This is a genomic window from Streptococcus parasuis (assembly GCF_021654455.1).
GTDB lineage: Bacteria > Bacillota > Bacilli > Lactobacillales > Streptococcaceae > Streptococcus > Streptococcus parasuis.
This window is the reverse complement of sequence record NZ_AP024276.1, coordinates 1,189,010-1,215,145: the sequence shown is the minus strand read 5'-3', so window position 1 is coordinate 1,215,145 and position 26,136 is coordinate 1,189,010. Positions and strand designations below refer to the sequence as shown.

Annotated in this window: 21 protein-coding genes, 2 pseudogenes and 1 other annotated feature; of the genes and pseudogenes, 17 read left to right on the top strand and 6 right to left on the bottom strand. The window is 40.1% G+C overall.

The genetic code is table 11. The features are described from left to right. Positions 1-26 precede the first annotated feature (26 nt). Positions 27-1,682, bottom strand: a complete 1,656-nt coding sequence (locus L6410_RS06100; RefSeq protein WP_237395103.1) for an FAD-dependent oxidoreductase — start codon at positions 1,680-1,682, stop codon at positions 27-29. After that, positions 1,679-2,014 (bottom strand): rhodanese-like domain-containing protein, encoded by a 336-nt coding sequence (locus L6410_RS06095; RefSeq protein WP_237395102.1) that lies wholly within the window; start codon positions 2,012-2,014, stop codon positions 1,679-1,681. Before L6410_RS06095 ends, L6410_RS06100 begins: the two co-directional genes overlap by 4 nt. Before the next feature lie 106 nt (positions 2,015-2,120). Between L6410_RS06095 and L6410_RS06090 the strand changes: the two genes are divergently transcribed. The 9 genes and pseudogenes from L6410_RS06090 to L6410_RS06050 all read left to right on the top strand — a co-directional run bounded on the left by L6410_RS06090 (position 2,121) and on the right by L6410_RS06050 (position 9,778). Further along, complete coding sequence (locus tag L6410_RS06090) at positions 2,121-2,381, top strand: metal-sensitive transcriptional regulator (RefSeq protein ID WP_024392295.1); 261 nt, start codon at positions 2,121-2,123, stop codon at positions 2,379-2,381. 10 nt (positions 2,382-2,391) lie between these two features. Further along, entirely contained in the window at positions 2,392-2,949 is a 558-nt protein-coding gene (locus tag L6410_RS06085; RefSeq protein WP_237395101.1) for a sugar O-acetyltransferase, read from the top strand. Between the two features lie 251 nt (positions 2,950-3,200). Continuing rightward, entirely contained in the window at positions 3,201-4,043 is an 843-nt protein-coding gene (gene dprA, locus L6410_RS06080; RefSeq protein WP_237395100.1) for a DNA-processing protein DprA, read from the top strand. 92 nt (positions 4,044-4,135) lie between these two features. Continuing rightward, a complete protein-coding gene (gene topA / locus L6410_RS06075; protein ID WP_237395099.1) occupies positions 4,136-6,229 on the top strand; it encodes a type I DNA topoisomerase in 2,094 nt (697 codons plus the stop codon). Between the two features lie 218 nt (positions 6,230-6,447). Continuing rightward, positions 6,448-6,584, top strand: a sequence feature (ribosomal protein L10 leader region). Positions 6,585-6,610: 26 nt separating this feature from the next. Beyond that, a complete protein-coding gene (gene rplJ / locus L6410_RS06070; RefSeq protein ID WP_024392291.1) occupies positions 6,611-7,108 on the top strand; it encodes a 50S ribosomal protein L10 in 498 nt (165 codons plus the stop codon). A gap of 67 nt (positions 7,109-7,175) precedes the next feature. Further along, positions 7,176-7,538: a 50S ribosomal protein L7/L12 gene (gene rplL, locus L6410_RS06065; protein ID WP_024392290.1), complete on the top strand. Its 363-nt coding sequence runs from the start codon at positions 7,176-7,178 to the stop codon at positions 7,536-7,538. A 129-nt stretch (positions 7,539-7,667) separates the two neighbouring features. Continuing rightward, positions 7,668-7,796, top strand: a pseudogene (locus L6410_RS06060) (nucleotidyl transferase AbiEii/AbiGii toxin family protein); the annotation flags it as partial. Positions 7,797-8,475: 679 nt separating this feature from the next. Continuing rightward, positions 8,476-9,234: an LD-carboxypeptidase LdcB/DacB gene (gene ldcB / locus L6410_RS06055; protein ID WP_222368432.1), complete on the top strand. Its 759-nt coding sequence runs from the start codon at positions 8,476-8,478 to the stop codon at positions 9,232-9,234. A gap of 94 nt (positions 9,235-9,328) precedes the next feature. Beyond that, positions 9,329-9,778, top strand: coding sequence for a VOC family protein (locus L6410_RS06050; RefSeq protein ID WP_172018025.1), 450 nt, complete (start codon positions 9,329-9,331; stop codon positions 9,776-9,778). Positions 9,779-9,841: 63 nt separating this feature from the next. On the opposite strand, the gene L6410_RS06045 is transcribed toward L6410_RS06050, so the two are convergent. Continuing rightward, complete coding sequence (locus tag L6410_RS06045; protein WP_160863554.1) at positions 9,842-11,452, bottom strand: permease; 1,611 nt, start codon at positions 11,450-11,452, stop codon at positions 9,842-9,844. Next, the gene (locus tag L6410_RS06040; protein WP_024392262.1) at positions 11,449-12,192 is read right to left on the bottom strand and encodes an ABC transporter ATP-binding protein; all 744 of its coding nucleotides are present in this window, start codon (positions 12,190-12,192) and stop codon (positions 11,449-11,451) included. The genes L6410_RS06045 and L6410_RS06040 overlap by 4 nt, the downstream gene beginning before the upstream one ends. A gap of 281 nt (positions 12,193-12,473) precedes the next feature. Here L6410_RS06040 and uvrC point away from each other — a divergent pair, with 281 nt between their 5' ends. The 7 genes from uvrC to L6410_RS06005 all read left to right on the top strand — a co-directional run bounded on the left by uvrC (position 12,474) and on the right by L6410_RS06005 (position 24,145). Then, positions 12,474-14,258, top strand: coding sequence for an excinuclease ABC subunit UvrC (gene uvrC / locus L6410_RS06035; RefSeq protein ID WP_237395098.1), 1,785 nt, complete (start codon positions 12,474-12,476; stop codon positions 14,256-14,258). A 56-nt stretch (positions 14,259-14,314) separates the two neighbouring features. Next, complete coding sequence (locus L6410_RS06030; protein WP_024388852.1) at positions 14,315-14,443, top strand: DUF4044 domain-containing protein; 129 nt, start codon at positions 14,315-14,317, stop codon at positions 14,441-14,443. A gap of 204 nt (positions 14,444-14,647) precedes the next feature. Continuing rightward, complete coding sequence (obgE, locus tag L6410_RS06025; protein ID WP_237395097.1) at positions 14,648-15,961, top strand: GTPase ObgE; 1,314 nt, start codon at positions 14,648-14,650, stop codon at positions 15,959-15,961. 487 nt (positions 15,962-16,448) lie between these two features. Then, entirely contained in the window at positions 16,449-16,616 is a 168-nt protein-coding gene (locus L6410_RS06020) for a hypothetical protein (protein WP_024392259.1), read from the top strand. Positions 16,617-16,713: 97 nt separating this feature from the next. Then, the gene (gene rexB / locus L6410_RS06015; protein WP_237395096.1) at positions 16,714-19,980 is read left to right on the top strand and encodes an ATP-dependent nuclease subunit B; all 3,267 of its coding nucleotides are present in this window, start codon (positions 16,714-16,716) and stop codon (positions 19,978-19,980) included. Beyond that, positions 19,980-23,648 carry a helicase-exonuclease AddAB subunit AddA gene (gene addA, locus L6410_RS06010; protein WP_237395095.1) on the top strand — a complete coding sequence of 1,223 codons (3,669 nt, stop codon included), beginning with the start codon at positions 19,980-19,982 and terminating at the stop codon, positions 23,646-23,648. Before rexB ends, addA begins: the two co-directional genes overlap by 1 nt. Positions 23,649-23,677: 29 nt before the next feature. Next, positions 23,678-24,145: an 8-oxo-dGTP diphosphatase gene (locus L6410_RS06005; protein WP_172130292.1), complete on the top strand. Its 468-nt coding sequence runs from the start codon at positions 23,678-23,680 to the stop codon at positions 24,143-24,145. A gap of 215 nt (positions 24,146-24,360) precedes the next feature. Here L6410_RS06005 and L6410_RS06000 read toward each other — a convergent pair. Then, positions 24,361-25,208 (bottom strand): IS630 family transposase gene (locus L6410_RS06000; RefSeq protein ID WP_237395094.1). Its coding sequence is split into 2 segments (ribosomal slippage): positions 24,361-24,905 and positions 24,905-25,208, totalling 849 coding nucleotides; the frame shifts between segments, so codons are not numbered across the junction. Positions 25,209-25,257: 49 nt separating this feature from the next. Here L6410_RS06000 and L6410_RS05995 point away from each other — a divergent pair. Further along, positions 25,258-25,668, top strand: a pseudogene (locus tag L6410_RS05995) (helical hairpin domain-containing protein); the annotation flags it as partial. On the opposite strand, the gene L6410_RS05990 reads toward L6410_RS05995, so the two are convergent. Continuing rightward, a complete protein-coding gene (locus L6410_RS05990) occupies positions 25,604-25,999 on the bottom strand; it encodes a hypothetical protein (RefSeq protein WP_237395093.1) in 396 nt (131 codons plus the stop codon). The pseudogene L6410_RS05995 and the gene L6410_RS05990 overlap by 65 nt on opposite strands. Positions 26,000-26,136 lie beyond the last annotated feature (137 nt).

Below are 26,136 nucleotides of genomic sequence, written 5' to 3'. Positions count from 1 at the left end.
ATTCGGAAATGACAGATACTTTTTTCTTAAGTTGGTACAACAATTTTTTCTGGCAAGGCCATTTTGTATAGCGAATAAGCGCCATCCAAATTTTTTACGGTGAATCCCATTTCTTTCAAAAGCCGTTCGGCAATATAAGAACGAAGTCCGCTGTGACAGCTGACGATGTATTCTTTTGCAGGGTCCAATTCATCAATTCGATCACGTAGTTGATCCAGAGGGATATGAAGAAAGCCCATGAATTGTCCATTTTGAAGCTCTGCTGGATTACGAACATCCAGCAAGATTTTTCCAGCAGCGAGCTCTTCCTCTAACTGGTGCCATTGGATGTTTTGGCTAATTCCTTCAGCGATATTCATGGCAGCATATCCAATCATATTGACTGGATCTTTGGCTGAGCCAAATGGCGGAGCATAAGTCAATTCTAATTCTGGCAAATCAAAAATAGTTAGACCAGCTTTGATAGCAGTGGCCAGTACATCGATTCGCTTGTCAATCCCTTTTTTTCCAACAGCTTGAGCACCAAAGATTTTACCATCAGTTGGTGAGAAAATGAGTTTTAGAACAATGTCTGTTGCACCAGGATAGTAACCAGCATGGTCTTTACCTGTTGTATGGACAACGGCATGTTTGTAACCTAATGCTTGTACAGCCCGTTCGCTTAATCCTGTTGAAGCAGCAGCAAGATCAAAGACCTTAACGATTGCAGTTCCGATTGAACCCCTATTCTTGCGAGGGAGACCTGCAATGACATCGGCCACTTGTCGCCCCTGACGGTTTGCAGGTGAGGCTAATGAAATTAAGGCATCCTGACCTGTGATTTCTTGTTTGACAATGATGGCGTCTCCAACAGCATAGATATGTTTTTGACTAGTTTGATAGTTCTGATCAACTAGAATGCCCCCTCGAAGTCCTAGTTCGATTCCTGCTTGACTTGCTAATTCACTATCTGGTGCAACACCGACTGAAAGAATTGTAATATCTGAAGCTAAGGTTTGACCATTAGACAATTCTAAAATTTGTCCCTTATCATGAAAAGCGGTAACAGATTGACCTGTCATCACATGGACACCTTTTTCGCTTAACTCTGTCTCAATGTACCGAGCCATTTCCAAATCAAAAGTTGGTAAGACATGAGGAGCTTGCTCAACTAGAGTGACTGTCAGTCCTTTTAGGGCCAAGTTTTCAGCCATCTCTAAACCGATAAAACCAGCACCAATTACAACTGCCTTTCCTGAATTTATTTGTTCTAATTTTGCCATAATCTTATCTAAGTCAGGTACGTTCCGCAAGGTAAAAAGATTTTCAGCTTCAGCAATCCCTTTTAGTGGTGGGATGACAGGCTTAGCTCCCGGTGACAAAATGAGTTTATCATAGGATTCCATGATTTCACCATTCGATGTTTGAACTGTAACTGTTTGAAGGTCAGGGTTGATGTTGACTACCTCGTGGTAGGGGCGGACATCTAAGTTAAATCTATTTCTCAAACTTTCTGGCGTTTGAAGTAATAAGCTATCGTGCTCAGCTATTTCTCCAGAGATATAATAGGGTAGACCACAGTTGGCAAAGGAGACAAAAGGCCCTTTTTCAAAAATGATGATTTCTGCATCTTCCATGAGACGGCGAAGGCGTGTGGCAGCGGACATTCCACCTGCAACACCACCGACAATAATGATTTTCATTTATTTCCTCCTTTTATTGGTCCATTCCAGGCATTCATACCACCCTCAATATTGGTTACGTGATAGCCTTGCTGCTTGAGAAAATCTGTCGCACGCTGACTGCGCATACCTGATTGACAGATGATAACATAATGTGTATCTTTATTACCTTTGAAAGAATCAAGTTGGCTCAATGGCATATTTTTCGCTTGTGGTATATGACCATTGATAAATTCGTCCTCTTCGCGAACGTCAAGTAAAATGGTGTTATTCTCTGTTAGTGTTTGCTCTAAGGCAGAAATTGGAATGCCTTCTCCTGTTGAAAACATTCCTGAAAAAATTTGTTTAAACATAGTTACTCCTTTATACCCTCTGGGGTATAATAAATATATCAATTATATTTGAAGCTGTCAAGTATAATAATTGACAATTCCTAAAACTAACTGTACCATAGTTAGTATGAAAACAGAAAAAAAGAATATGATAAATCGTCTAAAACGCGCAGAAGGTCAACTTCGTGGTATCCAAAAAATGATTGATGAGGAGCAAGAATGTATTGATATTGTGACTCAATTGAGCGCTGTCCGTTCAAGTATTAATAGTATCATGGGGTTAGTGATTGCTCAAAAAGTACAAGCTTGTATTGAGCATCCATCTGATAATCCTGAAGAACAGGAAGCTCGGTTACAAGAAGCAATCAACTTGATTGTTAAAAAATAGGGGATAGGGTATGCAAACTGAGAGAGAAAAAATGGTTGCTGGCCAATTGTACATTGCAGCGGATCCAGAATTAAGACATATGAGGAAAACCGCCCGTCAACAGATGCAAGTCTTTAATAATGAACTCGATGGAGCTAAACGATCGGAGATTTTGAAGACTTTGTTTGGAAAGACTGGCAATCGCATTTACATGGAACCTAATTTCTATTGTGATTACGGAAGCAACATTCATGTCGGAGAGGATTTCTATGCTAATTTCAACTGTACTATGCTTGATGTCTGTCCGATACGAATTGGGAAAAATGCTATGCTCGGTCCAAATGTTCAATTGTTGACACCATTACATCCTTTAGATCCTGAAGAAAGAAATTCAGGAAAAGAATATGGTGCACCCATTACCATTGGTGATAATTTCTGGGCTGGCGGTGGTGTGACAATCTTACCAGGCGTGACCTTGGGCAACAACGTCGTTGTCGGTGCAGGTAGTGTTGTTACAAAATCTTTTGGAGATAATGTCGTGTTGGCTGGTAATCCTGCGCGTGTTATCAAAGAAATACCTTATCACTAATTCTCCCTTTGGGAGATTCAGATTGAAGAAAAAGTCCATTTTGGACAATTTTCTTCAATTTTTTTTCTTTATGTTGAAAATAAAAAAATCTCAGAAACGCTGAAATATCAATGTTTCTAAGAGTTTAATGACTTGCTATCTTTCGCAAACTTCTTCAATTTTTTATATTTTTAGGAGTTTGTCTACGTTCTGATTCTCCCTTTGGGAGATTTTTTCTTTCCCTTGCGAATAGTATAAGTGAGGTGAAGAAAATGAATAATTTTGAATTGTTTAAATGGAAAAAAGCAGGCTTGTCCAATCTTAATATTAATAAAGTTTTGGCCTATCAAGAAAAACAAGGTAAAAAATTAACTCTACGGAATGTCGCTGTTGTATCTGAATGTAAAAACCCAATTCTTTTCATGGAAAATTATAAGAATTTAGATACGAAAGCTTGCCGGGAGGAATTTAATAAGTATCCATCTTTTTCAATTTTAGATGATATTTATCCCACAGCTTTAAAACAAATTTATAATCCACCAGTTCTCTTATTTTATCAAGGTGATCTTGAATTACTTGAAAAATCAAAATTGGCAGTAGTAGGTACGCGCAATGCCAGTGAAAATGGCATGCAATCTGTTCAGAAAATTATCAAAGAACTCAATAATCGCTTTGTCATTGTGAGTGGTATGGCTAGAGGGATTGATTCGGCAGCTCATATTGCGAGTTTGAAAAATGGCGGACAAACCATTGCAGTGATTGGAACTGGATTAGATAAGGTATATCCTAAGGAAAACAAGGAGTTACAACACTATATTGGAAAACATCATTTAGTACTGACAGAGTATGAACCGAATGCCCAGCCTTTAAAATACCATTTCCCTGAGCGAAATCGCATTATTGCCGGATTGGTTGAAGGTCTGGTGGTCTGTGAGGCAAAAATGCGGTCTGGTAGCTTGATTACTTGCGAACGTGCCTTGGAAGAAGGAAGAGAAGTTTATGCCATTCCTGGTTCTATTGTGGATGGAAAATCAGATGGCTGTCATCATTTGATACAGGAAGGAGCAAAGTGCATTACATCAGGCTTGGACATCCTTTCGGACTACCGATTTTAAAACAAGTTTTCCTATAGGAAAATAAAAATCTTGACACTGACTAAAAAATAGTATATTCTTTGTGAGATTAACAATATCAGTAAGGTAAAAGAATGACTACAAAAACAGTTAGTAAGAAAAAATCAACAACCAAGAAAAATCTTGTGATTGTGGAGTCGCCTGCTAAGGCGAAAACAATTGAAAAGTATCTTGGGAAAAATTATAAGGTTGTTGCTTCAGTAGGACATATTCGTGATTTGAAAAAATCGAGTATGTCTATTGACTTTGACAATAATTATGAACCTGAATATATAAATATTCGGGGAAAAGGTCCACTGATTAATTCATTGAAAAAAGAAGCAAAAAATGCCAAACAAGTCTATTTAGCGAGTGACCCGGACCGTGAAGGGGAGGCTATTTCTTGGCATTTGGCTCACATATTGGGTTTGGATGAAAATGACAAAAACCGTGTTGTCTTCAATGAAATCACAAAAGATGCCGTTAAAAATGCCTTTCAAGAACCACGTGCTATTAACTTAGATTTAGTAGATGCTCAACAAGCGCGTCGTGTTTTGGACCGCATTGTCGGCTACTCTATTTCTCCCATTCTATGGAAGAAGGTTAAAAAAGGTTTGTCTGCAGGGCGTGTCCAATCAGTTGCTCTCAAGCTGATTATTGACCGCGAAAATGAAATCAGTAATTTTAAGCCAGAAGAATACTGGACAATTGATGGAACCTTTAAAAAGGGTAGTAAGAAGTTTCAGGCTTCTTTTTATGGCTTAGATGGTAAGAAGATCAAAATTGAAACTAACGACCAAGTTAAGGAAATACTTGCTCGTCTTGATGGAAATGACTTTCTTGTCCAGCAGGTTGAACGAAAAGAACGCAAACGAAATGCGCCTCTGCCTTACACAACATCCACCATGCAGATGGATGCGGCCAATAAAATCAACTTCCGTACTCGTAAAACCATGATGGTTGCGCAACAATTATACGAAGGGGTAAGTCTTGGTACAGGCGGTACACAAGGTTTGATTACCTATATGCGTACGGATTCAACTCGTATCAGTCCTGTTGCCCAGGCGCAAGCTGCTGAATTTATTACTGAGCGCTTTGGTTCTAAGTATTCAAAACATAGCAATAAAGTCAAAAATGCTAGTGGTGCACAAGATGCCCACGAAGCCATTCGTCCATCAAATGTAAACTTAACACCAGAGTCGATTGCTAAGTACTTGGACAAAGATCAATTACGACTTTATACTCTTATTTGGAATCGTTTTGTTGCTAGTCAGATGGCTGCGGCTGTCTTTGATACCATGAGTGTCCGTTTGGGACAAAATGGCGTTATCTTCGCTGCTAATGGCAGTCAAATCAAGTTTGATGGTTACATGGCTGTTTATAATGATGCTGATAAAAATAAAATGTTACCAGAAATGGAGGAGGGTGACACTGTTGTTAGAACAGCTACAACTCCTGAACAACATTTCACTCAGCCACCAGCTCGTTATTCAGAAGCCACTTTGATTAAAACCTTGGAAGAAAATGGAGTAGGTCGTCCCTCAACTTATGCACCAACGATTGAAACCATTCAAAAACGGTATTATGTCAAGCTTGCTGCGAAACGATTTGAACCGACAGAGTTGGGTGAAATCGTAAATAAACTGATTGTTGAATTCTTCCCTGATATTGTAAACGTCACCTTTACAGCAGAAATGGAACAAAAATTGGATGATGTTGAAATTGGGAAAGAGCAGTGGCAGAAGGTCATTGATAGTTTCTACCAGCCATTTAAGGTTGAATTATCAAAGGCTGAGGAACAGATGGAAAAAATCCAAATCAAGGATGAACCAGCTGGCTTTGACTGTGATGTTTGTGGACATGAGATGGTCATTAAATTAGGACGTTTTGGAAAATTCTACGCTTGTAGCAATTTCCCAGATTGCCGCAATACCAAGCAAATCACTAAAGAAATTGGTGTGACTTGTCCAGTTTGTCATCAAGGACAGGTCATTGAACGTAAAAGCAAACGCAACCGTCTTTTCTATGGTTGTGATCGCTACCCAGAGTGTGAATTTACTTCTTGGGACAAGCCAGTCGGGCGTTCTTGTCCGAAATGTGACCACTATCTCGTAGAGAAAAAAGTTCGTGGTGGTGGTAAACAAGTCGTTTGTCCAAATGGTGATTACGAAGAAGAAAAAGTAAAATAGTATCAGTCTGGTGACCTATATAGTTACCATATTTGTGAAAGTCCTGCATAATAATAGCTTAAGGTCACTGTACTCAACAACAGGATCTTAAGCTTTTTTCTATTTTAGAGTGAATGACTAGCTGACTTTAACGATGCCTTTCAATGAGAAATAGAAATTTATTTGAAAAAAATAGTAAAAAGTTCTTGCATTCTTAGGATTTGTATGGTAATATGAATAAGGTTTGAAAAAACTGACCTAAGACAGTAGGGGAGCTAGACTCATAAACATCCTACCGAGGCACAAAACGATTATTGATTTATAAACGTATTTGTACTTTCGTGTCTAGGTTTAGGTGCGATTTTTTTGTGCCTAGCCCAAAATAAAAACGGAGGTAAAAAAATGAGTGAAGCTATTATCGCTAAAAAAGCGGAATTAGTAAATGCCGTTGCTGAGCAAATGAAAGCTGCAACATCTATCGTTGTAGTAGACGCTCGTGGTTTGACAGTAGAACAAGATACAGTTCTTCGTCGTAACTTGCGTGGTGCAGAAGTTGAGTACAAAGTTATCAAAAACTCAATCTTGCGTCGTGCTGCTGAGCAAGCTGGTCTTGAAGGTCTTGCAGAATTGTTTGTAGGTCCATCTGCTGTTGCATTCTCAAACGATGCAGTTGCTCCAGCTAAAACAATTTACGATTTCGCGAAAACTGCTGATGCTCTTGAAATCAAAGGTGGAGCTGTAGAAGGTAAAGTTTCTTCTAAAGAAGAAATCGAAGCACTTGCTACATTGCCAAACCGCGAAGGCATGCTTTCTATGTTGCTTTCTGTACTTCAAGCACCAGTTCGCAACGTTGCATACGCTGTCAAAGCTGTTGCAGAAAAAGAAGAAGACGCTGCTTAATGTGTCAGAGCGTAGCTGCTTAGTGCTACACACTATTTAAAAAAACCTAAATTGGAGGAAAATCACAATGGCATTGAACATTGAAAACATTATTGCTGAAATTAAAGAAGCTACTATCCTTGAGCTTAACGACCTTGTTAAAGCTATCGAAGAAGAATTTGGTGTAACTGCAGCTGCTCCTGTAGCTGTTGCTGCAGCTGGTCCAGTTGAAGAAGCTAAAGATTCATTTGACGTTGAATTGACATCTGCTGGCGACAAAAAAGTTGGCGTTATCAAAGTTGTACGTGAAATCACTGGTCTTGGTCTTAAAGAAGCTAAAGAACTTGTTGATGGTGCACCAGCTGTCGTTAAAGAAGGCGTTGCAACTGCAGAAGCTGAAGAAATCAAAGCTAAACTTGAAGAAGCTGGCGCTTCAGTTACTCTTAAATAAGAGAGCAACTACTCAAGTAGCCTAAAAACAATATTAAACCGCTATTCTTCGGAGTAGCGGTTTTTTGTTGGAAAGAATATCCATTTGATTTTAAATGAGTTTTAGTTACCAAAGAGATCGATTATTACTTTACGTAGCTCTGACTATCAGAAACAGCTCTGGTCTCGTTATCAAAAATCATTCAGATATGCCAGTGAAACGAGTTTTGAGGAATCTGTGGACGTAGTAGCAATTATTTTAAATCATTTGGAGGTTTAGTATTGTATGCTTACAGGAACTTACAGAAAATAGAAGAGTTTTATAATATAATATTAATTGGCTAATAATAGTTCTGTAAAAATATATACTGTAGAGAATCGTCGATTTAGCCAATAAGTCAAATTTTTGACGAAAAATAGATTTATTGGTATTATTGTTGTGTCGAATTGGGGCGTGCTAGTCACGTCTGGGAGGGTCTGATGCGTCAGTCCTCCCATTTTTTAAATCCTTTGAAGCTATCAGATGTGCTACCCTAGTTATTATATTTCTTTGATATGACAGCAAAACCGTGCTTTCTTACTATATAAAAGAGTGAAGGGATTTGTATAACCAAAGGAAGTTTTTTATCTACTTTAGTCAATTCGGATTCAGCAGTAAAGATTATATTTTAAAGTTCCTTAAAATACTTTCGGTTGATTTTGATAACATGGTGATTGCTGAAGTTGCTTGGGAAGGTACAGCTTCATACTTCCATGAAGGTGTAACATCTGTTAACGCAGCTACTCAATGAGTGGAAAATCTATCTACTTAGTTATCTAAATTATATTCTATTGCAATATCTGAACAAACAGAAACCTTGGTATCATTATATCGAAACGATTGATTATCACAAATATTAGAATTTATTTCCTATTTTTGTTACAATGTAAGCAATGAATGAAAGAAGTGTGATAAAAAAATGAAAAAATACATGTTCGGAATGGTGTGTTGTTTAGTATTAGCTGGTTGTAGCCAGCAGAGTAATTCTACTAAAGTAAGCTCCTCAACATCAACTGAAATTACTGAGTCTCAAACTCAGACAACTAGTAGCTCTGCTCAGAGCTCTTCAACGGGAGAAGAAACGATTGAATCCTCTTCTAGTAGTTCGGAAACAGGAACATCCACAAAGGCAACCTTCAATGGTTCTTATTATAGTGTTCAAGGGAAATATGGTGAAGTAGTTATTGCCAATAAGAAACACCCTCTTGCGAAAGACTATGCACCAGGGGAAAATCCAGAAGCTCTTGCTGCTTTTCAGCAATTAGTTGCAGACATGCAAGCGAAAGGATTTGATGTTTCAAATAATTACAGTGGCTTCCGGTCTTATGAAACCCAGGCTACACTCTACCAATCCTATGTAAATCAAGAAGGACAGGCTGCAGCAGACACTTATTCTGCTCGACCAGGCTATAGTGAGCACCAAACTGGTTTAGCATTTGATTTGTTGGATTCTGCAGGTAATTTGTTAGAAGAACCGACAGCTTCAAAATGGCTAGCAGAAAACGCGCATTTGTACGGATTTATAGTACGCTATCAACCAGGAAAGGAAAGTAGTACTGGCTATATTGCAGAAACGTGGCATGTTCGCTACATTGGTCAAGAAGCAACGGAAATTTATCAATCTGGTTTAACCTTAGAAGAATATTATGGTGTTCCTGGTGGCGATTACCAAGAATAAGCTTATCAAAATAAAAATTTAAGACCGAGACCAAAGATTTGTCCGTATGATTCACTCGTGTTATAATGAATCATCAAACAGTTGGAGGTCCATCATGCTTAAAGCAATGGAAGTATATTTGGTAACAAACGGTAATGGTTTGGAAGCTATTGAGTTTTACAAAGAGGCGCTCGGTGCATCTATCGAACGAGTGAATTTATTCAAAGATTTCTTGCCAGATTGCCCAGCAGAATTGGAAAATTTTGTTATGAATGCACAATTCCGTTTACCGAATGGTCAACGTTTCATGTTGTCAGACAACAACCCAGAAATGCCTTATTCAGTAGGCGATAACATCACTGTTGCCTTGATTACCGATGACGCAGAAACTGCTAAGAATTTCTATGACAAATTATCAGTAGATGCGAAAGCCATTAATATGGAACTTCAAGCAGTTCCATGGTCACCAGCCTATGGCAATGTAACGGATAAATTTGGTATTTCATGGCAAGTGAATGCTGAAGTTGCAAATTATGGTCAGGAATACTACGCAGAACAAGAATAATAACAATTCAAAACGACACAGTCTGAACATGCTGTGTCGTTTTTATAATCTATTTTGTCTTTCTTATTGCGGTAGTTTGCTCCAATATGCCTTGTGAAGAAATACTTGGAGTAAGGTTGCTGCAACCAAAATAAGGGTTAGTAGAGCTGCACTAACATAAACAGCATTATAGGCATTTGCGACAATGATGCTGATAGTGACTAAGATAGCACCAACCATCATGGTCAAGAGGATGCTTCCAGCTATCAGCCATTGCCCACTTCCACGGCCAAATAATTGATTGCTGTTTTGCCAATTGAGAACTAATAGTCGTTGATCGCGCCAATAGTAAATCTGGCCAACCAATAGGGCAGAAAGTAGAAGCCCTATTGTAAAGAAAATGGATAAAAGAAGGTGAACTTTAAATAGCACAAAGGCTAAGGTGAAGTATAAAATAGTTGGAAGTAGGAATTGTACAAATGCGATGACTTTAAATTTTTGAATAGTAAATTGTTTAAAGGAGAGAGGTAATGTACGGATAAAATGATAATTTTCCTTCTCTAGGGACATTGCAACTCCTAAAAATGTTGTTGCACCGGCAAACATACTTCCTAATAGGATACCGATTAACATAGCAATGCCAAAATAATCAGGTGATAGTGTACTCAATCCTCCGTCATTAGCAAATCGTGAGACACTAGGATACAAAGCAAAACCAATCACAACAGGCTGGACAAAACTTTGAACCAACAAGTTGCTATCTTTCAATGTAGATAGATGGTGTTTTACCAAGGCTTTTTGTAAATTACTTGGTAGTTTTGCAGGTTTTTTCTTGCGGGTTTGTCCAGAAACCGCATCAATTTCTAATAACTGATCGAAATAGTGAGGCATTATCTCTTTTACGATATAGTATACTAAGCCAAGTGTGATTGCGAGCGGTAGTAGGAAGTTGATGGCAGTTCCTAGTGATAAAGGTTGGCTGACGATGTAATGAAATCCTACAAAAATTGGAATTATTGGAAAGTTGACAAACCCATTAGATTCTAAAGAAACAACTTGTTGAGATTGAAGAAACAGCATTGCACCAATCGCAATGAGCGTAGACACTGTCATCAGGATTGTTGAAATCATGGTTTTTTGTGAACTTTTACGCAATACTTGACCGATAAAATGCAAAAGGACCAAGTTGATAATGTTTATGAACAGCCACAATACGATAAATGATGGTAGAACAGCAATGAGTGCAGGAGCTCCTCCAATTTGCCAATAGGTAATTGATAAAAGAGAAAGACAGGGCATGAGGAAAGGTAGAACCATGCCTTGTGCAGACAAGACTTTTGCGATGAATACGTCCTGTGAACGCAGTGGTAAAGCGAGGTACAATTTTGTATCCTTACTGTCGTAGAACACTGAGAAAAATCCAGTGAATCCATAGACAATCGACATAATGGCAAAGATAGAAAGTTGGAGTGAGAAAAATCCGACTGATTCTGAATAATCTACGCCTAAAAAGAAAATAGTGTAAATAAAGGCGAACATGATCATCATAAAGATTTGTTGCCGTAGGATACTTTTATAGGCTGAAAATGATGCATTTTTCTTTTTATTCTGTTTCTTTTTGACAGAGGCCAGCAGTTGTGGGTTGGAATATAAAATATTAATTTTAATCAATTCCCAGATGATGGACTTCTTCATACTTCCTCACCTGCCTTATCTTGTTGGCGTCCTGCTAATTCCAGATAAATTGTTTCTAAATCTTTATCTGGATATTGTGATTTCAATTCGTCAAGACTTCCAAGAAAAATCAAGCGGCCTTTTCGTAAAATACCGATACGGTCACATAATTGTTCTGCAACAGACAAAACATGTGTTGAGAATAAGACGGTATTGCCAGCAGCTGCATGTTCTTTCATCATCTGTTTCAAATCAAAGGAAGCCTGTGGATCCAGTCCAGTTAATGGTTCGTCCAATATCCAAATATCAGGATTGGAAATAAGCGCGCCAATGATAATTGTCTTTTGCCGCATACCATGAGAAAAGCTGTCAATGGTTTCGTGCTGACGAGTTGTCATATCGAACAGTTGTCCTAATTTGCCGATTCGTTCATCAATCAAATTCTGAGGGACCTCGTAGACTTTACCCATAAAATTCCAATACTCGTATGCAGTTAGGTGGAGAAAGATATCTGGAGAGTCTGGAACGTAAGCGATACGTTTTTTAATGGCATTGCGGTGTTCAGCTAAATTTAACTGATCGACTAAGACGAGACCCTCAGTCGCTTCAATAATAGAGGTTAATAGACTGATCGTTGTTGTTTTTCCAGCACCATTGTGTCCAATCAAACCGAAAATCTCTCCGCTTTCAATCCTTAAATTAAGATCGTCAAGTGCAAGGGTTTCGCCATATGCTTTTGTAACGTGGTCAAATTGTATCATATTTTGCTCCTCATATTTCCCTAGGCTTGCCTATTCTACATGCTTTAAAATGGCATTTCTTTTAGTCATCGAATAGTAAACCAATGGATCGTAAAGCCATTTTAGAAGTGTAAAAGAATAAACATATTTATATTTTTAATGTTATTATACTACTTTATTAATACAAAATCAATTATTTTTTGTTAGGTAGTGACCATACAGCTGTTTTAAAGAATTTGAGAATGAATCAGTTTGATGATCAATAATAGACTTACTATTTCTGATTTTGATATAATTATCCTATGAACGAAATCATTAAACATAAGTTAGAGTTGCTTCCAGATAGTCCTGGCTGCTATCTCCATAAAAACAAGTACGGAAAGATTATCTATGTAGGCAAGGCCAAAAACCTGCGCAATCGGGTGCGGTCTTATTTTCGTGGGGCCCATGATACCAAGACTGAAGCTTTAGTATCTGAAATTGCTGATTTTGAATTTATCGTAACAGATTCCAATATCGAGGCACTCTTACTGGAAATCAATCTGATTCAGGAAAACAAGCCTCGCTATAACATCATGTTAAAGGATGACAAGTCCTATCCCTTTATCAAAATTACCAAAGAACGTCATCCACGGCTGATGATTACACGGCAAATTAAAAAGGATGGTGGTCAGTATTTTGGTCCCTATCCAGATGTGGGTGCGGCTAACCAGACCCTCAAACTATTGGAGCGTCTGTATCCTTTCCGCAAGTGCAAATTGCCTGAGAACAAGTACTGTATGTATTATCACTTGGGCCAATGTTTGGCCCACGGGGACAAGATGCCTAGTCTTTCTGATTATGATAAGATGAGTAAGGAAGTTGCTCAATTCTTAACAGGTCATGATGATAAGATTGTTAGACAGGTGCAAGAAAAAATGAAAGTTGCTGCAGCCAATCTTGAATTCGAAAGAGCTGCGGAATATCGTGATATTCTTCAATCTATTTCAACCTTGCGGACCAAGCAACGGGTGATGGCTCATGATTTGCAGAATCGGGATGTCTTTGGTTACTATGTTGACAAGGGATGGATGTGTGTGCAGGTTTTCTTTGTTCGTCAGGGGAAATTGATTGAGCGGAATGTCAATCTTTTTCCATATTATAATGATGCGGACGAAGACTTTTTGACCTACATCGGTCAGTTTTACAGGGACCAACAACATTTGATTCCCTCTGAGGTCTTGATACCGCAGGATATTGACCAAGAAGCCGTAGAAGCACTGGTAGATACTAAGGTCATCAAGCCTCAGCGTGGCGAGAAGAAGCAACTCATCAATCTGGCTACCAAGAATGCGCGTGTTAGTCTGGAGCAGAAGTTTAATCTTTTGGAGAAAAATCTGGAGAAGACCTACGGTGCGGTGGAGAATATCGGTCAGCTTTTGGGGATTCCGACGCCTGTGCGGATTGAGGCTTTCGATAACTCCAACATCATGGGGACCAGTCCTGTGTCGGCCATGGTGGTCTTTGAAAATGGGGTGCCTAATAAAAAAGAATACCGCAAGTATAAGATTAAGACGGTGGAAGGGCCAGATGACTATGCTTCCATGCGGGAAGTTTTGCAGCGGCGGTACAGTCGGGTACTGCGGGACGGATTAACGCCGCCTGACTTGATTATCATTGACGGTGGTCAGGGGCAGGTCAATATTGCCAAGCAGGTGATTGAGCAGGAATTAGGCATGTCTATACCAATTGCAGGGTTGCAGAAGAATGACAAGCACCAGACTCATGAGTTGCTTTTTGGTAATCCGTTGGAAGTAGTTGAGTTGCCTCGTAATTCACAGGAATTTTTCCTCCTGCATCGGATTCAGGATGAGGTTCACCGCTTTGCCATTGAGTTTCATCGTCAGGTCCGGTCTAAAAATTCTTTCTCATCTAAATTGGATGGTATTGATGGCTTAGGACCAAAACGAAAGCAGGCATTGATGAAACACTTCAAATCAATTGGAAAAATCCAATTGGCAAGTGTCCAAGAAATTGCAGATGTAGGTGTTCCCTATAAGGTGGCGGAGAAAGTCAAAGAAAGCCTTTCTTCAAAGGATGAGATTTGAAAACATTCCCATAATGTGTTAGAATAAACTATCAATGACTGAATAAGGAGAAAGCAATGGCTTTTGGTGAAGAAAAACACAAGAAATCAACATTTGAAAAAGTTACTTTAGTAATTGTTGTCGTGATGGTAGTCGTGACATTAGCAGGCTTGATTTTACCAGCAATCAATGCATTGATGAATTAAGAAACTGTATTCACAGTTCAGCTCTTCTATCTAAGGCTAGTTTTTAAGCTACTCAAGGTTAGTTTTTTCAAGATACTGTCAGTATTTCTTAAAAAAACGAGATCGATTCCTTAAAAATGGTTTCTTATTTATTAGCACTTTGTTTGTGAATACAGGATATAAAACGCTATTAAGCGTTTTTTTCTAGGAAAGAATAGGTTAATTATGAGTATGTTTTTAGATACTGCTAAGATTAAGGTCAAGGCAGGTAAGGGAGGCGATGGAATGGTTGCCTTCCGTCGTGAAAAGTATGTACCAAATGGCGGTCCTTGGGGCGGTGACGGTGGTCATGGTGGGAATGTTGTCTTTGTTGTAGATGAAGGCTTGCGTACCCTAATGGACTTCCGTTACAACCGTCGCTTTAAGGCTGACGATGGCGAAAAGGGAATGACCAAGGGCATGCATGGTCGTGGTGCGGAAGATTTAGTTGTTCGTGTACCGCAAGGAACAACTGTGCGTGATGCTGATACAGGAAAAATTATCACAGACTTGGTTGAGAATGGGCAGGAATTTGTTATTGCCCACGGTGGTCGTGGTGGTCGTGGAAATATTCGTTTTGCGACACCTAAGAACCCAGCACCAGAGATTTCTGAAAATGGAGAACCAGGTGAGGAGCGTAATCTTGAATTAGAATTGAAAGTGTTGGCTGATGTAGGTCTTGTAGGTTTCCCATCAGTTGGTAAGTCAACGCTTCTCAGTGTTATTACAGCAGCTAAACCTAAAATTGGTGCCTACCATTTTACAACCATTGTGCCAAATTTGGGAATGGTTCGGACCAAATCTGGCGAGTCATTTGCTGTGGCAGACTTACCAGGTTTGATTGAGGGTGCTAGTCAAGGTGTTGGATTGGGAACGCAATTCCTTCGTCACATCGAGCGGACACGTGTTATCTTGCATGTTTTGGACATGTCAGCAAGTGAGGGTCGTGATCCTTATGAAGATTACGTGGCCATCAACAACGAATTGGAAACCTACAATCTTCGCCTCATGGAACGTCCACAGATTATCGTTGCCAATAAGATGGACATGCCGGAATCAGAGGAAAATCTGAAAGAATTTAAGAAAAAATTGGCAGCCAACTATGATGAATTTGACGAATTGCCACAGATTTTCCCAATTTCTGGTATTGCTCACCAAGGTTTGGAAAATCTACTAGAAGCAACAGCAGAATTACTTGAAAAAACACCAGAGTTCCTGCTCTATGATGAAGCTGACTTTCAAGAGGAAGAAGCATATTATGGCTTTCATCCTGATGAACCAGAATTTGAAATCAGTCGTGCAGATGATGCAAGTTGGATACTATCTGGTGACAAGTTGGAAAAACTCTTTACCATGACGAACTTCGATCGCGATGAGTCAGTCATGAAATTTGCTCGCCAGTTACGTGGCATGGGTGTTGATGAAGCTCTTCGAGCGCGTGGAGCCAAGGATGGGGATATCGTCCGTATAGGAAAATTTGAATTTGAGTTTGTGGATTAACGTTGGAACTACCTCTAAGTCCTAAAGGACTTGATGTAGTACGGTAGCCGCTATGGCGGACTACCTACCAACCTTACTAATTCCGCACAGGCAGTAGTATCGACTGCCTGTACTCCATGTCGTAACGTTGGAATCACATCTAAGATCTAATGGACTTGATGTAGTACGGTAGCCGCTATGGCGGACTACCTACTAACCTTACTAATTCCGCACAGGCAGTAGTATCGACTGCCTGTACTCCATGTCGTAACTTGTCCAGTGGAGTGAAACAGTTTGGGGAACTATTTCAGCTGGTCGCCTTGAAATATGAAAGCGACCAGAGTAGCCCAAGCCAGAAAATTCGAAAGCGAGGTAAGCAGTTTGACTGCAAGTTAACTTGCTAGTCAAACTACGCCAAGTCCTAGGGGACCTTGGCTAGCTACCTTACTAATTTTGTTCCGTTAGTGACGGTTAATTATGAATAAGTAATAAAAAATTGGAGGTCTTTATGGGTGATAAGCCGATATCCTTCAAGGATAAAAATGGGAATTTTGTTTCGGCAGCCGATGTTTGGAATGCTGAAAAATTAGAAGAACTTTTTAACAAGCTCAATCCCAATCGCAAGTTACGGTTGGAACGCGAGCGTTTAGCTAAAGAGCAAGAAAAGAGTAGTTAGAAAATTTATCTTTCCGAAAAATGGTCCATTGGACCATTTTTTTGTTAGATTTTGATATACTAGACATAGTATATTCAGGAAAGAATGAGAACGAAAGATGAAATTGGTCTATACAGATATTCGCAATCCTCTGACGCAGTATTTAACGGATACCGCAGCAGAGTTTGCTAAGGAAGCTAAGCGAGTTTTTTACATTGCTCCAAACTCTCTATCCTTTGAGATGGAGCGCAAGGTCTTGGAATACCTGCCTGAACAGGCAACTTTTGATATTATTGTGACCCGTTTTGGGCAATTGGCCCGCTATTTGATGATTGATAGGAAAGAAGCAGGTCAACCGCTGGATGATGTTGGTCTTGCCATGATTTTCTTTCGTGTTCTATCGCAATTTGATGACGGCGACTTGAAAGTCTATGGTCGTTTACAGACAGATTTTGGGTTTATTAACCAGCTAGTTGCTTTATACAAAGAATTGCAACGGGCAAATATGTCTATTTTGGACCTGGAAGCCATGGAGTCACCAGATAAGCAGGCTGATTTGGTGAAGATTTTTCTGGCTGTAACAGACATTTTGTCCAAAGAAGGTTTTGAGCATCAGTCTAAGTTAGCACAGCTGACTCGCTTGGTAGAAACTGGTCAGTTGGATGAGCAGTTGAAGAACATTGTGCTGGTGGTAGACGGATTTTCTCGTTTTTCGGCAGAAGAAGAAGCTTTAGTAAGTGCTTTAAATGAACGGGTGTCGGAAATCCTGATTGGTGTATATGCCAGCAAGAAAGCTGTGCAAGCGACCTATGCGGAAGGCAATGTCTATCAAGCTAATGTTGACTTTTTACGTCAGTTATCAGCGCAGTTCCAGACTAAGGCTACTTATATTGGTCAAGAGCCAGTCTTGGACAGTATCGGTAAATTTTCAAAGAATATGGAAGCCTTTTATGACTACAGCGGGACCATGATAGCCTTGACTCCAGCAGATCAAGAAAAAATCCAACTCTGGGAGGTTGTTAACCAAAAAGAAGAAGTGGAGCAAGTTGCGACTGCAATTCGTCAGCATGTGCATCAAGGGGCTCGTTATAAAGACATCTTATTGCTCTTGGGTGATGTGGATAGCTACAAGTTGCAGATTGGCAAGATTTTTGACAAGTATGATATTCCTTACTATTTCGGCAAGGCAGAGGAGATGAGTCATCATCCGTTGGTCCATTTTGTAGAGTCCTTGGAGCGCTTGCGTCGCTATCGTTTCCGAGCGGAAGACCTGCTCAATCTCCTCAAATCTGGTTTGTACGCCAGCATTTCCCAAAAGGAGCTGGACCTATTTGAGTCTTACATCCTTTTTGCGGATATGAAGGGGCAGGCTGCTTTTTCGAGGGCTTTTTCGGTCAATGGCAGAGCGGACTACGATGTTGAGACTGTCAAGGAGAAGCGACTTGTCTATGATTTGAATGTCTTGGAACCCCTACGTGCTAAGATTATGGAACCTTTGAACCAGCTGTTTAAGGCTGGATCACAATCTGGAGCTGCCTTGCTTGAGAAATTTATGGCATTTTTGGAGGCGATTGAGCTTCCTAAAAATATGGAAAAAATGTCTCGAAATTTGAGCGAAGTAGAGCAAGAAAAAGAAGAGCAGGTCTGGAAAAGTTTTACCCATATTCTTGAGAATTTTCATCAGATTTTCGGAAAAGAAAAATTGAAAATGGATGATTTTCTGGCTATTTTACAGGCTGGAATGCAGGCCAGTCACTATCGTACCGTTCCTGCAACAGTTGATGTGGTCAATGTCAAATCCTATGATTTGATCGAGCCGCACACTGCAAAGTATGTTTATGCTATCGGGATGGGCCAGTCTAATTTTCCTAAAGTTGCCAAGAATACCAGTCTATTGACAGAAGAAGAGATGGAAAAAGTCAATCTTGTTTCGGCTAGTTCTTCACGTTTTGACTTGGTCAGCCGAGAGAATATCAAGAAGAACCATGCTGCCATGATGTCTCTGCTGAATGCTGCGACGGAACAGTTAGTTATTTCCACACCTCAGATTTATAACGAAGGTGAGGATAGTCTCTCCCCTTATATCAAGATTCTCCAAAAAATGGGGCTGAAATCCGAAGAACGTGGACGGATTAAAACACTTAGTCCGCAAGACATCGGTCACTACAAGAGTCTCTTATCCCGTTTGATTGAGTCAGAAAGACCATCTCTTGATAATGAAGAATGGGAAGGGCAGAGGGCCTTCTGGACAGTCTTGGTTCGCCATTTGAAGAAGAAATTGGAGTCGCAAGGCATTGAAATTCCGACCATTACTGGCGAAATTACTTCTAAACAGCTTGCAGCTGATACCTTGGCTGCTTTATATCCAGAGGATAAGCCGTTCAATCTTTCTGCATCCAGCTTGACCAATTTCTACAATAATCAATATCTTTACTTTGTCCGTAATGTTCTTCGTTTGCGGGAACAGGAATCCATCCATCCGACTGCCTTTCAGCATGGTTTATTCTTGCATCGGATTTTTGAACGAGTGGTCATGGACCAATCTGAGCTAGATTTTGATCAAAAAGTGGACAAGGCCATCCTGCGTACGCGTGACGAGGCAGAATTTGCTATGTTTTATAACCAGGATGCGGATGCTCGTTATACGGAGGAGGTGCTGGATAAGATTGCTCGCTCCAGTGCGACCATTTTGCGGGATAATGATTTGGTTGAAATTGATGGTCAGGAAAAGAGTTTCCGTCAGGATAAGGCGCTGGTTTTTGACCTTCAAAATGGCAAGAGTGTGCATGTAAATGGTACCATTGACCGCTTGGATACCTTACAAATCAATCAGGCTGTCGGTATTGTGGATTACAAGTCCAGCGACCAATCTTTTTCAGTTGGGGATTTTTACAATGGTCTCAAACCTCAGTTGGTAACCTACTTGGCAGCCTTACAAGAGCTAGATGAAACCAAGGATAAACCTGTTTTTGGAGCTATGTATTTGCATTTGCAGGATCCGATTATCAAATTAAAAGACACGAAGAATTTAGAACAGCTAGAAGGAGCTGCCAATACGAGCTTGGTTTACAAGGGGCTTTTCTTGAAGGAGGAAAGTCTGGGGCTCAATCATTTTTATCAGACTCGTAACCAACTCTACACGGAAGATGAGTTTGCGGTTTTATTGAACCACAACCAAGAACTCTACAAACAAGCTGCCATGGACATTCTGGCTGGTCGCTTTGCTGTTAACCCGTATACCAAAGATGGGCGTTCGGTGGCAGGTGAGCAGCTGAAGGCAATCACTGGTTTTGAGGCGGATCGGCACATGGGCATGGCACGGCGGTTGGTCAAAGAGGCCAAGCGTCAAGATTGGATGGAACGAATGAAAGGAGGTCAGGACTAATGGCTTTTGAACAATTTTTAAGCGCGGAAGAAATCAAGGCTATGCAGCTGGCGGAAGCCAATTCTGATAAGCAACAAAAACGCACACCTGAGCAGATTGAAGCCATCTACACGCACGGTCAGAATGTTCTGGTCTCTGCATCGGCTGGGTCAGGAAAGACCTTCGTCATGGTTCAACGGATTTTGGATATGTTGAAGCGTGGTGTGGGAATCGACCAGCTCTTTATCTCGACCTTTACAGTCAAAGCGGCTGGTGAATTGAAGGAGCGGATTGAGAAAAATCTCAACGAAACCATTGCTGAGACGACCGATATGGAATTGCGTCGGCATTTGTCGGCCCAGTTGGCGGATTTGACCAAGGCAGACATCGGGACCATGGACTCCTTTTCGCAGAAATTGGTGACAACCTACGGTTATAGCCTTGGTATTTCTCCGCAGTTTCGGATTTTACAGGATGAGACAGAAAAAGCAAGTCTGAAAAAAGAGGTTTTCGATCAGCTTTTTGCAGATTATCTTGAACAGGATGAAAATGGTGCATTCCGCAAACTAGTTCGCAATTTTTTGGGCAACCGCAAGGATAATAGTGGTTTTCGTCAGGTTGTTTATCAGGTGCATGATTTTAGCCAATCGACGAGCAGTCCAACTAAATGGCTGAAAGAGCAGGCTGTTCAAGCTGATTTGTACAGTCAAGAGCGTATAGAGCAGATCTTAGAGCAAGGCTTTAAAGAAAAAGTATTAGACAAACTCTATCAAGCTGCAGATTTCTTCCGCTACCATGTGGAATGGGGCAGAAATGACTTTGGTTCCGCCAAGTATTTTGCCAATATGGAAGAAGTCTTGGATTTGTTGACAGGTTTAGATAGTCTGAACCAGAAGGACTTGATGGAACGGGTTGAAAGAATCCTTCTCATCAATGACCAGTCCAGAGGAAAAGGCCTGACCAATGCCAATCGACCAAAAGATGAGCATTTGATAGCCTTTAAAGAAGAATACAATGCTGGCAAGAGCCAGATTATCTCAGGACTACGAGATTTGGGTCAGGAAGTTTATGAATTGACCCTGCTGAAAGACTATCAGGTTCAAGCTTTGCCACTGCTTGTATTATTACGTGACTTTGTCTTGGATTTTTCGCAGGCTTATCTGGATGTCAAAATCAAGGAAGCAGCCTTTGAATTTGGCGATATTGGACATTTCGCTATTCGTATTTTAGAAGAAAATGCGGACATCCGCCAGTTTTTCCAAGAAAAATACCACGAAGTCATGGTGGACGAGTACCAGGATAACAACCATAGCCAAGAACGAATGCTGGACCTGCTGTCTAACGGTCACAACCGCTTTATGGTGGGTGACATTAAGCAGTCCATCTATCGATTCCGTCAGGCGGATCCGATGATTTTTCAAGAGAAATTTGAACTGTACCAGGCAAATCCTCAGGCTGGAAAATTGATTTTGCTCAAGGAAAATTTCCGTAGTCAGATTGAGGTCTTGGAGGCAACAAATGCTATTTTCACGCGCCTGATGGACCGTCAAGTAGGGGAAATCAAGTATGACGATACCCACAGTCTAGTGGCTGGTAGTCCTGGTCAAAAAATTGCCCAGCCCAAGCATGAAATGGAATACTTCATTTACGACCAGCAGGAGAGCGCGCCTTCTTCAACGGATGCTGAGGAGGAAACACCTCTGACTGCTGGTGAAATTGAGGTCGTTGCAAAAGAGATTATTCGTCTTCACAATGAAGAAGGAGCAGACTTCAAGGACATCACTCTCTTGGTGCAAAAACGGACGCACAATGACCTCATTATGTCCATTTTTGAAAAACATGGGATTCCTATTGTGGCAGATGGCGGAGCAGCCTCCTATCTGCAATCTTTAGAAGTCATGATCATGCTGGATACCTTGCGGGTTATCAACAATCCGCTCAATGACTATGCCTTGGTTGCCCTGCTTAAATCGCCTATGTTCCGATTCGATGAGGATGAACTGACACGGATTTCCCTACAAGCTAAGACAGGATTCTTCTATCAGAAAATGGAAGTAGCCCAGCAAGCAAGTGGGCAACATCCTGAACTTATGTCAGGAGAGTTGAAGAAGAAAATCAAGGATTTCTTGTCTATTTTGGAAAACTGGCGTGCCTTTGCCAAACTGCATTCTATCTATGATTTGATTTGGAAGATTTTCAATGAAAAATTCTACTATGACTATGTCGGTGCTCTTCCAAATGGCAGCAAGCGTCAGGCCAATCTATATGCACTAGGTCTGCGTGCCAACCAGTTTGAAAAAACAGGCTACAAGGGCTTGTCCCGCTTCATCGCCATGATTGACCGTGCCTTAGCAAATGACAAGGACTTGGCAGACGTACAAGAGTTTCTACCGCAAAATGCTGTACAGCTTATGACTATCCACAAGTCAAAAGGTTTGGAGTTCAAGTATGTCTTCCTCATGAACATCGATAAGCGATTCAACTTGGAAGACCATTACCAGTCAGTCATCATCAGCCGAAAAAATGGTCTGGGTATCCAATATTTAGCGGATATGAAAGATAAGGTAACTAGCCCATTGCCTCAGGTGCGAGTCTTAATGAACACTCTACCTTATCAAAATAATCTCCAAGAGCTAAAAATCGCCAATCTTTCAGAACAAATGCGGTTGCTTTATGTTGCACTAACGCGTGCTGAGAAGAAGCTGTATCTGGTTGGAAAGGGCAATGCTGACAAGTTAGCTGAAAAATACGATGGCAAGAAGGAAGATGGCGTACTTGCCCAATCAACACGTGAAAGTCTGGCGACCTTCCAAGACTGGATTCTAGCCATTGATGAGGCTTTTTCAGGAGAAGACTTGCACTTCAAGAAAGTCTTTGTGACGGATGAGGATTTGACAGAGGAGAAGATTGGTAAACTCACATTGAAGAGTAAGCTAGAAAACGCCAGCCTTAAAGATATTCGTCAATCAGAAGACATTGACCAGGCCTTGGACCAACTATCTTCTGTCCAAGAGTTGAATGCCCGCTATAAGGCTGCTATCGAATTACCAAGTTTACGGACTCCAAGTCAAATCAAGAAACTCTATGAGCCTGTCTTGGAACAAGAAGGCATGGAAGTTATGGAAAAATACCAGCCAAAACGGACCTTCAACCTGCCAGATTTCTCCAAGAAACCAAAAATTACTGGAGCCCAAGTCGGTTCAGCAGTCCATGAACTCATGCAACGCTTGGATCTGTCTTGGTTGGTGACAGAAGATACGGTAAGAGATGCCCTAGAAGCTGTTCATGCTGAGCAAGCGATTAAAGATAAAATCAATATTCAGATGATTTTAGATTTCTTTGATACAGACTTAGGAAGAGAAATTCTAGCCAATACGGACAAACTCCACCGAGAAGCTCCATTTGCAAGTTTGCAGACAGATTCTTTGTCACAGGAACAATTTGTCCTTCGTGGGATTATCGATGGCTACCTACTGTACGATGATCATATTGTCCTCTTTGATTATAAGACAGACAAATACGACCAACCAAGCCAACTCAGTCAACGTTACCAAGCTCAAATGCAACTCTATGCGGAGGCATTGAAAAAAGCCTACAAGATAGATCGTGTAGACTGCCATTTGATTTTGCTTGGTGGGGAGAGGATTGAAGTGGTAGAGGTCAATTTGAAGGGTAAGCCTTCATTGTGAAAGGTATTGGATAGAGAGTAGGAGATTATATGTCACGTAAACAATTGGTTACACTTACGAATATGTGTATGATAGAGGATCAGGATGGAAATGTAGTAGTTCAGATTCGAGATCCTAAACGGTATCGTTGGTCTGGCGCAGCATTTCCAGGTGGACATATTGAAGAAGGTGAGAATTTCTCTGACTCTGTTATACGTGAGGTTTTTGAAGAGACTGGCTTGACGATTTCAAATCCCCGCTTGGTGGGCACCAAGCACTGGCCTGACAAAGAAGGACATCGCTATATTGTCTTTCTTTATAAGGCTACGGAGTTTTCAGGAACTATCCACTCAACTGAAGAGGGAGAAGTTCGATGGGTTAAGAAATCCGAACTGAGTCAATTGGAATTAGCCTATGATTTGCTTGAAATCGTAAAAGTCATGGATGACCCAACCTTATCCGAATTCTTTTACACCAAGAAGGACCAAACTGGGGAATGGGACCGGAATTTTAGGTGAGGTATGTATATTTGAAATAAGATTTTTCATGTAATTTGGATTAAAAATGAGTTGGTACATCATATATTTGTATCAACTCATTTTTAGTTTTGCAATGAGGCTGGGCAGAAACTAGCCAGTAATACTCTTCGAAAATCAAAGTTAGACGTTGTTGACTTGATTTGATGAGCTTCAAGCTCTAGTGGAGCTTGACAGCCTGTTCCCTTGAAATATATTCAATTGAAACAAGAGAAGGACAGAAGAGCCTCAAGAAAAGTATCGAAATTTGGCAATACTTTTCTGAGGTGTTTTTTGATTTGAGCCCATGTTTTCTCAATAGGATTATACTCAGGTGAGTAAGGTGGAAGTGGTAAAAGTCTATGACCCTGCTCCTTGCATAACTCTTTTAGCTTACTCATCCGATGAAACCTTGCATTGTCCATAATGATAACAGATGGTCTATCTAAAGTGGGCAGTAAGAATGTTTTAAACCAAGCTTCGAAAAAGTCACTAGTCATGGTTTCTTTGTAGGTCATTGGGGCTATAATCTTACCGTTTATAAGACCTGCAACTAAAGGTAGCCGCTGGAATCTTCTTCCAGAGACCTGACCTGTGATCAACTGACCTTTCAAAGAGCGACCATATTCTCGATGAAAATATGTCTCAAACCCTGTCTCGTCAATATAAACAGGTGTCAAGTGACTTAAGTTATTAAATTCTTTAAGGAACTGATTTACTTTCTCAGGGTCTTGTTCATAGTAGGTACAGCTCTTTTTTTTCGAGTATACCCCATAGCTTTGAGAGCGTAATGAATAGCTGTTGGATGACAGCCAAATTCAGAAGCTATTTCAGTCAAAAAAGCATCTGGATGAGCTTCAAGATAGTTCTTTAATTTTTCTCTATCAACTTTTCTTGGTTTGGTTCCCTTAACATGGTGATGAAGCTCGCCTGTACTCTCCATTAATTTTAGCCATTGATAGATGGTGTTGCGTGAAATTTCGAAAACAACAGATGCTTCAGTAATACTGCCGGTTTTCTCACAGTATGCGAGAACTTTTTTACGAAAATCTAATGAATATGCCATAAGTACATTATACCACAAATGTACTGTTTTTGTTTCATTTTGCTATAATATCGCAGAGCTCAATCTTCTTATCGAGATAGACCTCAACAACCAGTCCTACCAAGAAGTCAAAGACGAACTCATCAACGAAATTGCCCAGCTGGATTTGACCATTACGGATTTGCAAGATAAGGTTGCTTATCTCAATAAGGTGGCGGAAGTATTGATCAACCTTAACAATTCTGATTCAGAAAATCGAAGACTGGCACGATACGACTACGCCAAGATGAATTTGACTGCGGCAATTACACTTGAACAGGTGGAAGAAGAAATAGAAAAAAATCAAAAATCTATGACGAAATGGATAGATGATTACGAATATAAGGTTAGGAGACTGGAGATTTTAGTCCAGACACTTAGTCACTCTCTTTCTTCTTCAGACCATAGAGACCGTCCAAATAAAAATGAACTTGGTCTCTGATAAATGTTAATGATTTATTGTTTGTCGTATTAATCACGCCAAATACCCGATAATGATTTTTGAAGAGTTCTTCATAATCGATATTTTGGCCAATAATAATGATAGTCGCTAGTTCTGAATAATCTCGTACATTCTTTATGTAATTGTTCATCTTCTCTGATGTTAAAAACTTAGATTTTATGATAAAATAGGTAGTAGGACTATCGTACTTATACGGATAATAAGAGAAAGATAGTTTGATTTTTGAATAAATCTGATGACTGATTAAGTAACCTTTAATGACGATTGCGATAAAAATACTTAATGGGGAATAAGGAAAGATTTCAATCATAGTATCCTTTCTTTTTCAATGATTTAGGAATTTAATTATATCAGTTATTGTTGGTTTAGTGAGCTTAATTTCCTGAATAGACCTCTAACTTTCCTAAATGGTAAAATCTTACCATTCAAGACGTTTAGATAACCATT